Annotated in this window: 12 protein-coding genes and 1 pseudogene; 7 read left to right on the top strand and 6 right to left on the bottom strand. The window is 71.3% G+C overall.

The features are described from left to right. Positions 1 to 20 precede the first annotated feature (20 nt). Positions 21 to 1211 (bottom strand): cytochrome P450, encoded by a 1191-nt coding sequence (locus tag OG381_RS25650; protein WP_327718418.1) that lies wholly within the window; start codon positions 1209 to 1211, stop codon positions 21 to 23. Further along, positions 1198 to 1929: a tRNA-dependent cyclodipeptide synthase gene (locus OG381_RS25655; protein ID WP_327718419.1), complete on the bottom strand. Its 732-nt coding sequence runs from the start codon at positions 1927 to 1929 to the stop codon at positions 1198 to 1200. Before OG381_RS25655 ends, OG381_RS25650 begins: the two co-directional genes overlap by 14 nt. 275 nt (positions 1930 to 2204) lie before the next feature. Here OG381_RS25655 and OG381_RS25660 point away from each other — a divergent pair, with 275 nt between their 5' ends. The 4 genes from OG381_RS25660 (at position 2205) to OG381_RS25675 (ending at position 6799) form a co-directional block, all read left to right on the top strand. Further along, a complete protein-coding gene (locus OG381_RS25660; RefSeq protein ID WP_266824190.1) occupies positions 2205 to 3482 on the top strand; it encodes an aspartate kinase in 1278 nt (425 codons plus the stop codon). Further along, positions 3482 to 4546 carry an aspartate-semialdehyde dehydrogenase gene (locus OG381_RS25665; protein ID WP_327718420.1) on the top strand — a complete coding sequence of 355 codons (1065 nt, stop codon included), beginning with the start codon at positions 3482 to 3484 and terminating at the stop codon, positions 4544 to 4546. Before OG381_RS25660 ends, OG381_RS25665 begins: the two co-directional genes overlap by 1 nt. 406 nt (positions 4547 to 4952) lie before the next feature. Further along, complete coding sequence (locus OG381_RS25670; protein WP_095046635.1) at positions 4953 to 5630, top strand: SigE family RNA polymerase sigma factor; 678 nt, start codon at positions 4953 to 4955, stop codon at positions 5628 to 5630. 125 nt (positions 5631 to 5755) lie between these two features. Further along, positions 5756 to 6799: a hypothetical protein gene (locus tag OG381_RS25675; RefSeq protein WP_443062044.1), complete on the top strand. Its 1044-nt coding sequence runs from the start codon at positions 5756 to 5758 to the stop codon at positions 6797 to 6799. Positions 6800 to 6847: 48 nt separating this feature from the next. On the opposite strand, the gene OG381_RS25680 is transcribed toward OG381_RS25675, so the two are convergent. Beyond that, positions 6848 to 7645, bottom strand: a complete 798-nt coding sequence (locus OG381_RS25680; protein WP_327718422.1) for an SURF1 family protein — start codon at positions 7643 to 7645, stop codon at positions 6848 to 6850. A gap of 43 nt (positions 7646 to 7688) precedes the next feature. After that, complete coding sequence (locus OG381_RS25685; RefSeq protein WP_266889468.1) at positions 7689 to 8063, bottom strand: nuclear transport factor 2 family protein; 375 nt, start codon at positions 8061 to 8063, stop codon at positions 7689 to 7691. 109 nt (positions 8064 to 8172) lie between these two features. Here OG381_RS25685 and OG381_RS25690 point away from each other — a divergent pair, with 109 nt between their 5' ends. Beyond that, a complete protein-coding gene (locus tag OG381_RS25690; RefSeq protein WP_327718423.1) occupies positions 8173 to 9996 on the top strand; it encodes a S9 family peptidase in 1824 nt (607 codons plus the stop codon). Between the two features lie 80 nt (positions 9997 to 10076). Here the strand turns inward: OG381_RS25690 and OG381_RS49665 are convergent. Continuing rightward, positions 10077 to 10253 (bottom strand): annotated as a pseudogene (locus OG381_RS49665) (cobyrinate a,c-diamide synthase); the annotation flags it as partial. A gap of 16 nt (positions 10254 to 10269) precedes the next feature. Then, positions 10270 to 12198 (bottom strand): NAD-binding protein, encoded by a 1929-nt coding sequence (locus OG381_RS25695; protein WP_327722556.1) that lies wholly within the window; start codon positions 12196 to 12198, stop codon positions 10270 to 10272. Between the two features lie 178 nt (positions 12199 to 12376). On the opposite strand from OG381_RS25695, the gene OG381_RS25700 reads away from it, so the two are divergent. Together OG381_RS25700 and OG381_RS25705 are read left to right on the top strand one after the other, a co-directional pair. Continuing rightward, positions 12377 to 13531, top strand: a complete 1155-nt coding sequence (locus tag OG381_RS25700; RefSeq protein WP_327718424.1) for a permease — start codon at positions 12377 to 12379, stop codon at positions 13529 to 13531. Then, on the top strand, positions 13528 to 14229 hold the full coding sequence (locus tag OG381_RS25705) for a TIGR03943 family putative permease subunit (protein WP_327718425.1): 702 nt from the start codon (positions 13528 to 13530) through the stop codon (positions 14227 to 14229). The genes OG381_RS25700 and OG381_RS25705 overlap by 4 nt, the downstream gene beginning before the upstream one ends. Position 14230: the final 1 nt, after the last annotated feature.

Genomic DNA, 14230 nt, shown 5'->3' on the forward strand with positions numbered 1-14230 from the left:
CCGAGTCCCTCAACACACGGCTACCACATGACCGGCAGCCGCTCCGGGATCCGCTTCATGAACCCCGTCCGCCACACCAGCTGTTCCACCGGAACGGCGAGCGCGAGCCGGGGCATGCGTTCCAGCAGCACCGCCAGGGCGATCTCGGCGTGCCTGCGGCCCAGCGCCGTGGCGGGGCAGTAGTGCCGGCCGCCGCCGAAGGAGAGGTGCGCGGCGCTGTTGGCGCGGTCGAGGTCGACGGTGTGCGGGTCGGGGAAGGCGGCCGGGTCGAAGTTCGCGCCCTCGACCAGCACGAGCACCAGCTCGCCCGCCGCCACCCGCACGTCCCCGAGGACCACGTCCTCCAGTGCCAGCCTCGGCAGCCCGTCCCCGATGGACAGATTGATCCGCAGCAGCTCCTCCACGGCCGCCGGAATCCGACCGGGGTCCGCGACCAGATCGGCCTGGAGCCCGGGGTGCTGGATCAGCGCCAGCAGGGCCATGGTCAGGAACCCGGCGGTGGAGACGACGCCCGCCCCGAACATCGTCACGCCGACCGTCGCGAGCATCTCGTCGGTGAGGTGGGCGTAGTCGGGGTCCGTGCGCAGGGCGGCCAGCTCGGCCATCAGACCCGCCGTCGCCGGGTCGTCCAGCCGCTCGGTCATGTACGCGATGTCGCGGTCCCAGTTGAGCCGGGCGCCCGTGACCGGACAGGCGGAGTTCATGAACGCGATGTCCAGGCTCCGCATCAGCCTCGGCGCGTCCTCCTGCGGGATGCCGAGGAGCCGGCAGTGCATCCCGGCCGAGTACGGATCGGCGAAGCCGCCCCGCAGATCCGCCGGAGCGCCCTCGCGGGCCAGCGCGTCGATCAGCCGGCCGGCGTAGGACCGCATCCACTCCACGAGACCTGGGCTCTTCGGGTTCAGGGCCTTCAGTACGGCCTTGCGCAGCCCGGCGCCCGTGATGTTCCCCATGTTGTTGACGACCTCGGGCGGGATCGTCAGCGCGTACTGGCGGGGCACACCCGGCGCCGAGGTGTCCTTCAGGCTGAACCGCGGGTCCTCGAGGACCTGCTTGCAGAGGTCGTACGACGACACCAGCCAGGCCGAGTCGCCGGCGATGGTGCGGACCCGGCGGACGGGGGACGACCCGCGCAGCTCCTCGACCTCCGCGGGGAGCCGGTCGCCGCGCCAGGTGAACGGGAAGTCGACGAGGGTGTCAGCGGACGGCACCGCGCACCTCCCGCGCCGGCGTGACGATGGCGTGGCCCTGGTTGCGTGAGGCGCGCAGGCCCGCGCCGGGCGCGTAGAGCAGCTCGGCCATCGGCAGCAGCTGGTGGTAGCAGTTCAGGGAGGACGGCACGCCCAGGACGGCCGGGGTGTCCAGGAAGAGCGGGGCCTCGGCGCAGACGTACGCCATGCAGACCTCGCGCTGGGCCTCGGTGACGCTCTGCGTCTTCCCGGCGAGGAAGGTGGCGACGAGCTGTTCGCAGGTCGTGCGGAACTCCTCGTCGGTGCCGAGGCGGGCGGTGAGGTGCTCGTGGAGGTCGCGGTACGCGGGATTGGCGCGGAAGTCCGACATGGCGTGGGCCCGCAGACGGGTGCCGCCGGGGTCGACGGCCCGCACGGCGCCCAGCACCTTGGCGCGTACGCCGCGCAGGTTCTTCACCGCCTTGCGGCGCGCGTCGTCGGCCGGATAGCCGGAGGCCTCGTACATCTCGGCCACGTGCAGATCGGTGTGGACGAAGTCCACCCGCTCGAAGTGGGCGAGCCCCCAGCGGGCCAGGTCCAGGACCCGGCGGGCGGAGAAGTAGCTGTTGCCGGGGGAGACGCCGATGACGGCGTGGTCGCCGGCGCCGCGGATGACCTCGCAGTGGGGGGTGAAGGGCCGTACCTCGAAGAGGTCGGTGAGGGTGACGTGCTGGATCTCTGAGACGGTCGCAGTCGTCAAGGAAGGAGAGTCCTTCGCGTCGCTAGTCCCGGGGGAGCCGAGTGCTCCTGGTGTGGCGACGACGACGTGAAGTTACCGGGCGGCTACGGAGAGCGTCAACGGGTGACCTGGCCCACTTTGCCGAGTGTTCACCGTGCGGATGGGCAGGGTCGTGCTGGGCGTCCGGGTCTCACCATGTGGTTTTACGAAGGTCGATTTCGGACGCTCGTTAGACTGAGCCGACCGCAGTACATATACGTATGTGCGGATAGTGACTGACTGAGCGAGGAGCGCACGTGGGCCTTGTCGTGCAGAAGTACGGAGGCTCCTCCGTAGCCGATGCCGAGGGCATCAAGCGCGTCGCCAAGCGAATCGTGGAAGCGAAGAAGAACGGCAACCAGGTGGTTGTCGTGGTTTCCGCGATGGGCGACACGACGGACGAGCTGATCGATCTCGCCGAGCAGGTATCTCCGATGCCGGCCGGCCGTGAGTTCGACATGCTGCTGACCGCCGGAGAGCGGATCTCCATGGCCCTGCTGGCCATGGCGATCAAAAACCTGGGCCACGAGGCCCAGAGCTTCACCGGCAGCCAGGCAGGCGTCATCACCGACTCGGTCCACAACAAAGCGCGGATCATCGACGTCACGCCCGGCCGTATCCGGGAGTCCCTGGACCGGGGCAACATCGCCATCGTCGCGGGCTTCCAGGGCGTCAGCCAGGACAAGAAGGACATCACCACGCTGGGCCGCGGCGGCAGCGACACCACGGCCGTGGCCCTGGCCGCCGCCCTGGACGCCGAGGTGTGCGAGATCTACACCGACGTGGACGGCGTGTTCACCGCCGACCCGCGCGTGGTGAAGAAGGCGAAGAAGATCGACTGGATCTCCTTCGAGGACATGCTGGAGCTGGCGTCGTCCGGCTCCAAGGTGCTGCTCCACCGCTGTGTGGAGTACGCCCGTCGCTACAACATCCCGATCCATGTCCGGTCCAGCTTCAGCGGACTCCAGGGCACATGGGTCAGCAGTGAACCGATCAAGCAAGGGGACAAGCCGGTGGAGCAGGCGATCATCTCCGGTGTCGCGCACGACACCTCCGAGGCCAAGGTCACGGTCGTGGGCGTGCCCGACAAGCCGGGCGAGGCCGCCACGATCTTCCGCACGATCTCCGACGCCGAGATCAACATCGACATGATCGTGCAGAACGTGTCCGCCGCCTCCACCGGTCTGACGGACATCTCCTTCACGCTGCCGAAGACCGAGGGCCGCAAGGCCATCGACGCCCTGGAGAAGAACAAGGCCGGCATCGGCTTCGACTCCCTGCGCTACGACGACCAGATCGGCAAGATCTCCCTGGTCGGCGCGGGGATGAAGACCAACCCGGGCGTCACCGCCTCCTTCTTCGAGGCGCTCTCCGACGCGGGCGTGAACATCGAGCTGATCTCGACCTCGGAGATCCGCATCTCGGTCATCACGCGCGCCGACGACGTCAACGAGGCCGTCCGCGCCGTGCACACCGCCTTCGGGCTCGACTCCGACAGCGACGAGGCCGTCGTCTACGGGGGCACGGGACGCTGATGGCCGGGACAGGGTCCGTGCGGCCGACGCTCGCGGTCGTGGGAGCGACCGGAGCCGTCGGTACGGTCATGCTTCAGATCCTGTCCCAGCACGCGGACATCTGGGGCGAGATCCGTCTGATCGCCTCGCCGCGCTCGGCCGGCCGCAAGCTGGCCGTGCGCGGCGAGCAGGTCGAGGTGGTCGCCCTGACGGAGGAGGCCTTCGACGGGGTCGACGTCGCCATGTTCGACGTCCCCGACGAGGTCTCCGCGCAGTGGGCGCCGATCGCCGCCGCGCGCGGTGCCGTCGTCGTGGACAACTCGGGCGCCTTCCGGATGGACCCGGAGGTGCCCCTCGTCGTCCCCGAGGTCAACGCGCACCGGGCGCGCGTCAGGCCGCGCGGCATCATCGCCAACCCCAACTGCACGACCCTCTCGATGATCGTGGCCCTCGGAGCGCTCCACGCCGAGTTCGGGCTGCGTGAGCTGGTGGTGTCCTCGTACCAGGCGGTGAGCGGCGCGGGCCGGGCCGGCGTCGAGACCCTGCGCCAGCAGCTCTCGCTGGTCGCCGGCACGGAACTGGGGACCCATCCCGGAGACGTCCGGCGGGCCGTGGGCGACAACACCGGGCCCTTCCCGGAGCCGGTCGCGCTCAATGTCGTCCCGTGGGCCGGGTCGCTGCGCGAGGACGGGTGGTCGTCGGAGGAGATGAAGGTGCGGGACGAGTCCCGCAAGATCCTCGGCCTCCCCCAGCTGCCCGTCGCGGTCACCTGTGTACGGGTTCCGGTCGTCACCACGCACTCGCTGACCGTCCACGCCCGCTTCGAGGGCGAGGTCACCGTCGCCAAGGCGCGTGAGATCCTCGCCACCGCGCCGGGCGTCGTGCTCTTCGACAACCCGGCCGCCGGGGAGTTCCCGACCCCCGCCGACGTGGTCGGCACCGACCCCACATGGGTGGGCCGGGTACGCCGGGCGCTGGACGACCCGACCGCCCTCGAACTGTTTGTTTGCGGCGACAACCTGCGCAAGGGCGCGGCCCTCAACACCGCGCAGATCGCCGAGCTGGTGGCGACCGAGTTCATGTGACGTTTCCCGGATTTCCTTCTGTGAGCCGGAAAAGCACTGGCCTGCGGACAGTCGCTTTGTAGGATCTGTGAGCGACTTGTGGTGCGGACGATGGTCCGGACCACTTGATCCGAGCCGCCTCGGCGTCCGAAAATTTGCCTCCCCGCTCTCCGCAACCGCGCGAAGGGCGGGGAGCGTCTTTGCGAACGCCCTTCAGGGGGTGCGGGGATGCTTCAAGGGGCGTGGGGACGCCCCGAATCATTCAGGACACAGGGGAAGAGCGGGTAGGCATGAGGGCGCTTGACGCACGGTCAGTAGTGCTGCCTGACACAAGACGGAAGGTGGTCTCGTGCGGCATGCGGCCGTCCGACGCAAAAGTGACGCCCGGCGCGTACAACCCTTACGGGGGTAAGCGTGTCCAACTGGCGTGGCAGAGGTTCTCGATTTCACAGCGGTCTCGCGCGGTACGGCTCTCCGGCCGCCGCGCCCCACGGCCGTACGACCCCGCAGGGCCGGTACGCCCGGTGGCATGCCGGTGATCGCGCCGATGCCCGCAGCGCGGCCTACCCGCATACCCAGTCAGCGTGACGGTGCCGAGGACGTGGCTGCCGCAGGCACCACCGTCGACCACCTCACCGAGACCTACCGGGCGCACTACCGCTCGTTGCTCGGTCTCGCAGCCCTTCTCCTCGACGACACCGCCTCCTGCGAGGACGTCGTCCAGGAGGCCTTCATCCGCGTCCACTCCGCGCGCAAGCGCGTCCGGGACCCGGAGAAGACGCTCGCGTATCTGCGCCAGACCGTCGTCAATCTCTCCCGCTCGGCCCTGCGCCGCCGCATCCTCGGACTCAAGCTGCTGTCCAAGCCGATGCCGGACATGGCGAGCGCCGAGGAGGGTGCGTACGACCTGCTGGAGCGGGACTCGCTCATCAAGGCGATGAAGGGACTCCAGCGCCGCCAGCGCGAGGTCCTCGTCCTGCGGTACTTCGCGGACATGACCGAGGCGCAGGTCGCCGAGACGCTCGGGATATCCCTGGGCTCGGTGAAGGCGTACGGCTCCCGCGGAATCGCCGCCCTGCGGGTCGCCATGGAGGCACCGGCATGAGCGGCCCAGGAGACCACGACGGGCGGCGCCACGCGCATGTCCCGCACGAGCCCTACGAGTGGCGCGAGCCGGGCGATGCGGGCGCGCCGCACAAGCCGAAGCAATCAACTGCTGGGAACGGAACTGTGAACCACGGCCTCGACGACCAGAGCCCCTCGGGAGGGCTCGACTCGGACGAGCTGGCACTGCGCCGCATGCTGCAGCAAGCGGTCGAGGAGATAGAGCCGCGCGACGGCACTCTCGACCATCTGCGCACCGCGGTACCCGCCCGACGCGCCCGCAAGCGGCAGGCACTGGTCGGCATGGCGGCCGCCGCGCTCTTCGTCGGTACCGCCGTCCCCGCCCTGCTGCATGTCTCGGGCGTCACCGGCTCCGACGCCGACCCCCAGAACGCCGGCGCCTACTCGCAGACCCAGGGCGGCGCGACCCAGGGCAAGGGTCCGGACGGCGGCGAGAGCACCTCCGGCGGGTCCTCCAGCAAGGTCGAGGACAAGGACAAGGGCGGCTCGAAGGAAGACGACAAGGACAAGGGCTCCGGCACCGGCACCGGGGGCAGCGACAGCTCCGGTCCCTCGGCCACCAGCACGGCGGGCGTCCCCGCGTGCACGGCCACGGACCTCGGTGTACCGACCGCCAGCGTCGACCCCGCCGACTCGGCGGGCGCGGTGTACGGCACGTTCACCTTCACCAACGGTTCGACCGCGGCCTGTCTGGTCACCGGTCCGGGCAGCGTGGGCACCGCCACGGCGGGCGCGGCGGACTCCACCAAGGTCGCCCCGCAGCGGCATTTCTCGGGTGACGCGGCGGTCTCCCTGCCCGACCCGTCCCTCGAACTCGCCTCCCTGAGCCTGCAGCCCGGCGCCTCCTACATCGTGAGGTTCGCCTGGGTCCCCTCGGAGACCTGCCCCGTGGACAACGGCGACCCGGATCCCACCGACGATCCCACCCCCACACCCAGCCCCACCGAGAACTCCGGCACCACGGGGGGCACCTCCACGGGCGGCGACACCGGCACCTCCACCCAGATGATGAGGGCGGACGGCACGGTGGACGGCAGCGTGACGATCACCGGCACGGCCGAGGGCGGCGCCCCGTCGACGTCGGTGACGGTGTCGAACGCGTGCGCGGGCACGGTGTACTGGACGGGTGTGCTGACGCCGACGGCGTAGCTCAGGCGGCGTGGAGCCGGTGCGGCAGGAAACCGGTCGGACTCGGCGTCACACCGACGCGGGCTGATCGCCCGGTTTCGGCTCCGGCTCCGGCAGCAGCCCGAGCTCGGCATCCCGGATGAACTCCACCTCGCGCCGGATCAGCCGGAACCACATGAAGACCACGAACCCGGCGAAGACGAACCACTCGCCGGTGTAGCCGAGGTTCTGGAACGCCTTGAGATTCAGCCCGGTGTCCGGAGCCGCGGCCGCGGGCACCGCCTTCATCCCGGCGTCCCCGGTGTTGAGGGTGACCCAGGCGTCGTACACGTCGTACGACACCAGGTTCACCAGGTAGGCCGCGCTGATCGCCGACGTCTGCCCGGCCGGCAGCCCGCCCTGTGCGCTGACCCCGTTCTCACCGGGCTGCTCGGACGCCTGCAGGGCTCCCGTGACGGTGACCCGGCCCGAGGGCGCGGCCGGAGCCTTCGCGGCGTCCGCGGTCCCCGGCAGCCATCCCCGCACCACCGGCAGGGCCTTGCCGCCGTCGGTCCGCAGCAACGTCAGCACGTAGTAGCCGTTCCTGCCGTCCAGCTCCCGGCCCGGTACCAGCAACTGCTTCCCGTACCGCCCGGTCGCGGTGGTCTGCGCCCCGGACGTCTCCTTGTCCACCGGCAGCAGGTCGGCCAGCGGCCGCGCGGGATCCCCCGCGTCCGTCGCGACCTGCGAGGTCGCCCGGTCGTGATCCGCCATCCGGTCCTCGAACCGGCTCAGCTGCCAGGACCCCATGAACACACAGAAGGGGATGGCGAGCAGCACGAAGACGTTGATCCCCCACCAACGGGGCGTCAGCAGAAACCGGTACACACCTCAACGGTACGGGGCAGTCGGCGGGCATCGGCCCGCGGGGTCAGTACCTCTCGACGAGATGCTCCCGCCCCGCCGGCGGCTCGTACGGCTCCGGCCAGAAGTCGGTCATGGCGGATATCCGGCCGTGCTCGTCCCCGGTGAAGAACGCGATGCCGTACATCTCCTCCAGCCCCACCGTGAAGTGGACCCAGCTGACCACCTGCCCCGGCTCGGCGACGATCCGCTCGATCCGCAGGTGCCAGTCACCGGGATACTCCCGGTTGAACCGCACGAACTGTTCTCGCCCGCTGATCCGCTCACGTGTCTGCGGCAGCGTGTACACGACGTCCTCGGCCAGCGTGTCCGCGAACGCGTCCCAGTCCCGGGCCTCGGCGGTGGCCCAGAAGGTCTCGACTGTCTTGCGCAGATCTGTCATGCGGTCGAGTCTGCACCCGGCCACTGACAACGGGGTCCCGCGGTGGAGGTTGTCCACAGGCTGGGGACCTCGGCGGCACATTGTCGGCGGGGCCAGGCACTATGGGGCCATGACTGAGAGCAACGGGTCCGTCTCGCCCGAGCAGAACGAACCGACGCCGGACTGGGAGAAGCGCTTCCGGGCGCCCCGGGTGTCCCTGCCCGACTGGGCGGAGGACGCACCGGACCGCTCCCTGTTCGTGTCGAACGCGACAGGGACGTACGAGCTGTACGCCTGGGACCGCGCCACGGGCGAGCAGCGCCAGGTGACCGACCGGCCGAACGGCACGACGGACGGGGTGCTCTCCCCGGACGGCGCGTGGATCTGGTGGTTCGACGACAAGGACGGCGACGAGTTCGGAGTCTGGCGCCGACAGCCGTTCGCGGGCGGCGAGGACGACCTCGCGGCACCGGGCCTGGACGCCTCCTACCCGGCGGGCCTCGCCCTCGCCCGGGACGGCCGTACGGCGGTGGTGGGCCGCTCCACCGACGAGGACGGTACGACGATCTATCTCGTCCGCGAGGGCGAGCAGCCGGTGGAGATCTACCGCCACCGTGAGTCCGCCGGCGTCGGGGACCTCTCCCACGACGGCTCGCTGATCGCGCTGGAGCACACCGAGCACGGCGACGCGATGCACTCGGCCCTGCGGGTGGTCCGCCCCGACGGCACCGCGGTCGCCGACCTCGACGACACCAAGGACGGCACCCAGGAGCGGGGCCTGGAGGTCCTGGGCTTCGCCCCGGTCGACGGCGACCCGCGCCTGCTGATCGGCCACCAGCGCCGGGGCCGCTGGGAGCCCCTGGTCTGGGACGTCTCGACCGGCGTGGAGACCGACCTCGCCCTCGACCTGCCCGGTGACGTGAGCGCCGAGTGGTACCCGGACGGCACCGGACTGCTCATCGCGCACAGCTTCGAGGCCCGCAGCGAGTTGTTCCGCTACGACCTGGCGACCCGTGAGCTGGTGCGGATCCCGACCCCGCCCGGCTCGGTCTCCGGCGCGACGGCCCGCCCCGACGGCAGCGTCGAGTACCTGTGGTCCTCGGCCGCCGAACCGTCGACGGTCCGCTCGACGACGGGCCGGGTCGTCCTGGACCCGCCGGGCCTGAAGTCCCCGGGCTCGGTCCCGGTGGAGGACGTCTGGGTGGAGGGCCCGGGCGGCCGTATCCACGCCCTGGTCCAGAAGCCGCGGGGCGCGACGGGCCCCCTGCCCACGGTCTTCGACATCCACGGCGGCCCGACCTGGCACGACAGCGACGCCTTCGCGGCCGGCCCGGCGGCATGGGTCGACCACGGGTACGCGGTGGTGCGGGTCAACTACCGCGGCTCCACGGGCTACGGCCGCGCGTGGACCGACGCCCTGAAGTACCGCGTCGGTCTGATCGAGCTGGAGGACATCGCGGCGGTCAGGGAATGGGCCGTGAGCACGGGTCTCGCCGACCCCGCCCGTCTGATCCTGACCGGCGGCTCCTGGGGCGGCTACCTCACCCTCCTCGGCCTCGGCACCCAGCCCGACGCCTGGACCCTGGGCATCGCGGCCGTCCCCGTCGCCGACTACGTCACGGCGTACCACGACGAGATGGAAGCCCTGAAGGCCATGGACCGCACCCTCCTGGGCGGCACCCCGGAAGAGGTCCCCGAGCGCTTCGAGGCAAGCTCCCCCCTCACCTACGTCGACCAGGTCAAGGCCCCGGTCTACATCTCGGCCGGCGTCAACGACCCCCGTTGCCCCATCCGCCAGATCGACAACTACGTCAAGCGCCTGGAAGCCCGCGGCGCGGTCCACGAGGTCTACCGCTACGACGCGGGCCACGGCTCACTGGTAGTGGACGAACGCATCAAGCAGGTATCCCTGGAACTGGACTTCGCCACCCGCCACCTGCCCCCGACCCCCTGACCCACCGCTCCCCGACGCCGTCCCGGCGTCGGGGACCGTGTCTTTCAGCCTGTCCGGCGTTCGAGGACGAGGGTTCGCCATCCCGATCCCCCACCCACCCGCGTGAATCTCAGCCCGTCCGGCGTTTGAGGACGAGGCCCTTTCGGGGCCGACGGGGGTCTGGGGGCGCAGCCCCCGGGGACCGGGGTCGAAGGGGCAGCGCCCCTGGAGGATGGGACGGGTAGGGGCGGCGGGGGCGAAACAACCCACCCCGCACCCCTACACCCCGCGCCCCTACATCCCGGCCCGCTCCCGAGCCCGCCTCCCCAACAACTCCGCCAACCCACGCCGAGTGGCCGCCAACACCACCCGATCCGCCCCCTTCAGCACATACGTATCGGGCAGATCCCACACCAGCCCCGACGGCGACCCGACCTCCTCGTACGCCCCCTCCACAGCCGACTCCTCCCGCCGCCGCCCGGTGTACGCGGTGTCCAACGCCAGCACCCGCCACGCCCCCGCCCGAAACGCCTCCCCGACCGTCTTCCCCTCCAACTGCGGATGCCCACCCACCTCGACCGCGGCGAACAGCAACACCCGCCGCTCCACAGGAATCGCCCCCAGAATCTGCCGCCCCATCATGGCCCCGGCGAACGCGGGCGCAGCCAGATGAGACACACTCCGACTCCGAGTGGAAGCCTGCGGATGAGCGGCCCGCAGGGTCCGGTACACCGCGGTGGCGAAGTCGTCGTCGTACAACCGCAGCACCACCCGAAGATCCGGCCGCACGGACCGCGCGTACAACGCCGCCTCCAGATTCGTCGTATCCGCACTGGTCACCGCCAGCAACGCGTGCGCCCGATGCACCTTGGCAGCCTCCAGCACCCCTTCCTGAGTGACATCCCCGAGCACCACGGGCACCCGCAGCCGCCGAGCGGTCGCCAGCCCCCGGGCCTCGGGATCGGACTCCACGCACACCACGGGGATGTTCAGCTCCCGCAACCGCGTCAGCACCCGGGTGCCGATCTTCCCCAGTCCGAGCAGCACCACATGCCCACCCAGCCCCCGCGGCGGCTTGCGCAACGCGGACGCGGTCCGAAAGGTACCCAGCGCCTCGAGCACCGCGGCCAGCAGCACCGGCAGCAGCAGCAACCCGACGAGCCCGGCGAGGAGTTGCAGGACCTGGCGCCCGGTGGACGCCCCGAGCGCGGGGTCGTTGATGGCGAAGAGATCGAGAAGGGTCATGTAGGTCGCGTACAGCGGATGGTCCCCGGTCACCACGGTCAGCGCGACGGCGAGCGCGGCCACACACCCCACCAGCCCGGCCAGCGACCACCGCAGCCGCCGCGAGAAGAGCGAGGCGAACGGCGGCACGACACTGCGCCCCGGGGACATGGAAGGCGCCGCGTACGACACCTGCTCCAGCACCACGGTCCCGCGCTCACCGGCCGCCCGTACCGCCGCGGCGTCCGGCAGCAGCTCGGGCCCCTGCTCGGCACCGCCCGGATCGGCCCCGTCGGGCCCCGCGGTGCCGTTGCCGCTCGCGGACAGCAGCGCCAGCGTGGCCCGCCCGGAACCACCGCCTCCCGGCGGCAGCTCCACGGCCCGCAGCAGCAACCCGTCCGTCTGCACGACCTTGCTGGTCCCGGCGACGGCACTGGCCACCAGCGCCGGCGCGGCGGTGTCGGCGTCGGACAGGACGGTCGTCGACGCGTCGAAACCGGACCCGGAGTCGGACGCGGAGCCGGAGTCGGACCCGGAGCCCGCGTCCGAATCGTCCCCGGAGGCCAAGGCCGAAGCCTGGTCGAGGAGTTCCTCGATGTACTGCCCCAACCGCCGGTTGTAGAGCCGCAGGACGAGCCGCAGCCGGGGGTTGAGCCGGCGGGCGGTCAGCGCGGCACGGATGTTGGTCTCGTCGTCGTCGTACACGAGCGCCAGCGCGGCGGCCCGTTCCACCCCGGCGTCGGCGAGCACGGCCTCGGTCGCCTCGGCGGCCTCCAGTAACCGTTCACCACCGGCGGGTTCGGCCGCCCCCGCCCGGCCACCGGCGGCACTCACCATCCGGTCCAGCAACGCCGCCGAAGCCGCCCGCGCCCGCCCCACCACCGGCGGCCGCACGCTCCGCTCGGACGCGGGCACGACAAGGGTGACCTGCTCCCCGTACACCCCCCGCAACTCGGCGGCCAGCCGATGCGCAAGCCCGTCGTCGCCGCAGACCACCATGTGCGTGGCGGCGGCACCCTGTTGACCTTGATTCGGAACGCTGCCCACGAGGGGAAAGAGTGCCCTACCGGGACGGGGGGTTCCAGGACGGGGTCGGTCGGCGGCGCCGGTTCCCGCGGTTCGTAAGGTTCCCGTCATGATCCGGTGCCGAGTTGAGCAAGGGCGCCACAATGCCCGTATGGGAGGAAAGGCACCGCACACCGAGCCCGGAGGTACCGCGCCCGTGGCCCTCACCAAAGCCGCGCCGAACCGGCCCGACGCCACCCCGAGCCCACCCGACGCCACACCCGCCGAGCCGAAGACTCCGCACCCGAAGGCCCCGCACCCGGAGGCCCCGCACCCGGAGGCCCCGCACCCGAAGGCCCCGCACGCGGAGGACCAGGCCCGCCACCTCAACTCCCCCCTCCTCCTCACGATGCTCCTGCTCCTGGTGCTGCTCATGCAGGGCCCGATCCGCGGGCTGCTCGCCGCCCCGGTGATGCAGAGCTGGATGACGGTGTTCGTGGCCGTGGTCGTCCAGGCTCTCCCCTTCCTCGTGCTCGGTGTGATGCTCTCGGCGGCGATCGCGGTGTTCGTACCGGCGTCCTTCTTCGCCCGCGCGCTGCCCAAACGCCCCGCCCTGGCGGTCCCGGTCGCGGGTGTGGCGGGCGCGGTGCTGCCCGGCTGCGAGTGCGCGTCCGTCCCCGTGGCCGGAGCCCTGGTCCGCAGGGGCGTCGCCCCCGCCGCCGCCCTGGCGTTCCTGCTCTCCGCCCCGGCGATCAACCCGATCGTGCTGACGGCGACGGCGGTCGCGTTCCCGAACAACCCCGAGATGGTCCTCGCCCGTTTCGTCGCCAGCCTGTTCGTGGCGTGCGCGATGGGCTGGCTGTGGCTGCGCCTCGGCCGTACCGACTGGCTGCGGCCACCGGCCCGCGCGTCGTACGAGGGCCAGAGCAAAGGGGCGGCGTTCTGGGGGTCGGTCCGGCACGACGTGATGCACGCCGGCGGTTTCCTGGTCGTCGGCGCGATGGCGGCGGCGACACTGAAGGCGGTCGTACCGGCGGAATGGCTGCGCGCGGCGGCGGGGAATCCTTTCGTCTCCGTGCTCGCCCTCGCCGTACTGGCCGTCCTGCTGTCGATCTGCTCGGAGGCGGACGCGTTCGTCGCCGCGTCCCTGTCCCAGTTCTCGCTCACCGCACGACTGGCGTTCCTGGTGGTCGGCCCGATGATCGACCTGAAGCTGTTCGCGATGCAGGCCGGCACCTTCGGCCGCGGTTTCGCGCTGCGCTTCGCGCCCGCCACCTTCGTCCTCGCCGTCCTGGTGTCGGTGCTGACCGGGGCGGTGCTGCTGTGAACCGGCACGCGCAGTCGGCGGTCATGTTCCTGCTCGGCGCGACCCTGCTGCACGCGGGCAGCACCGACCTGTACCTCCGCTACGTCAAGGCGGGCCTGCGCCCGCTGCTGCTGCTCTCCGGCGCGGTCCTGATCGCGGCGGCGGTGGCGACGCTCTGGTACGAGCGGCGCGCCGGCCACGCGGAACATCACCACGAGCCCCGGATCTCCTGGCTCCTGGCCCTCCCCGTCCTCGCCCTCGTCCTGGTCGCCCCGCCGGCCCTCGGCTCGTACAGTGCGATGCGCACGGGTACGGCCCTGCAGCAGGCGTACGGCTATGACGACCTGCCCGCCGAGGGGCCGCTCCGCCTCGGCGTGGCCGACTACGCGGGCCGCGCGGTCTACGACCACGGGCGGTCCCTGAAGAACCGCGAGATCAAGGTCACCGGCTTCGTCGCCCTGGACCGGGCGGGCCACCCCTATCTCGTCCGCATGGCCCTCAACTGCTGTGCCGCCGACGCCCAGCCGGTGAAGGTCGCCCTCACCGGCACGATCCCGCCGGTCCTGCGCCCGGACGCCTGGCTGGAGGTCACCGGCACCTACACGCCCCAGCGGACCGAGGACCCGGTGAACAACGGCCCGATCCCGTATCTGTTGGTCACCTCGTCACGGCCGGTGACGGCGCCCGCGGACCCGTACGACGAGACGTGGAACAAATGAC

It is taken from the genome of Streptomyces sp. NBC_00490, assembly GCF_036013645.1.
Classification (GTDB): domain Bacteria; phylum Actinomycetota; class Actinomycetes; order Streptomycetales; family Streptomycetaceae; genus Streptomyces; species Streptomyces canus_F.

Bases quoted from the DNA above. Each gene is read 5' to 3' on its own strand.
- OG381_RS25695 (WP_327722556.1), bottom strand. From the start codon at position 12,198: ATGGTGGTCTGCGGCGACGACGGGCTTGCGCATCGGCTGGCCGCCGAG.
- OG381_RS25665 (WP_327718420.1), top strand. From the start codon at position 3,482: ATGGCCGGGACAGGGTCCGTGCGGCCGACGCTCGCGGTCGTGGGAGCG.
- OG381_RS25690 (WP_327718423.1), top strand. From the start codon at position 8,173: ATGACTGAGAGCAACGGGTCCGTCTCGCCCGAGCAGAACGAACCGACG.
- OG381_RS25685 (WP_266889468.1), bottom strand. From the start codon at position 8,063: ATGACAGATCTGCGCAAGACAGTCGAGACCTTCTGGGCCACCGCCGAG.
- OG381_RS25700 (WP_327718424.1), top strand. From the start codon at position 12,377: ATGGGAGGAAAGGCACCGCACACCGAGCCCGGAGGTACCGCGCCCGTG.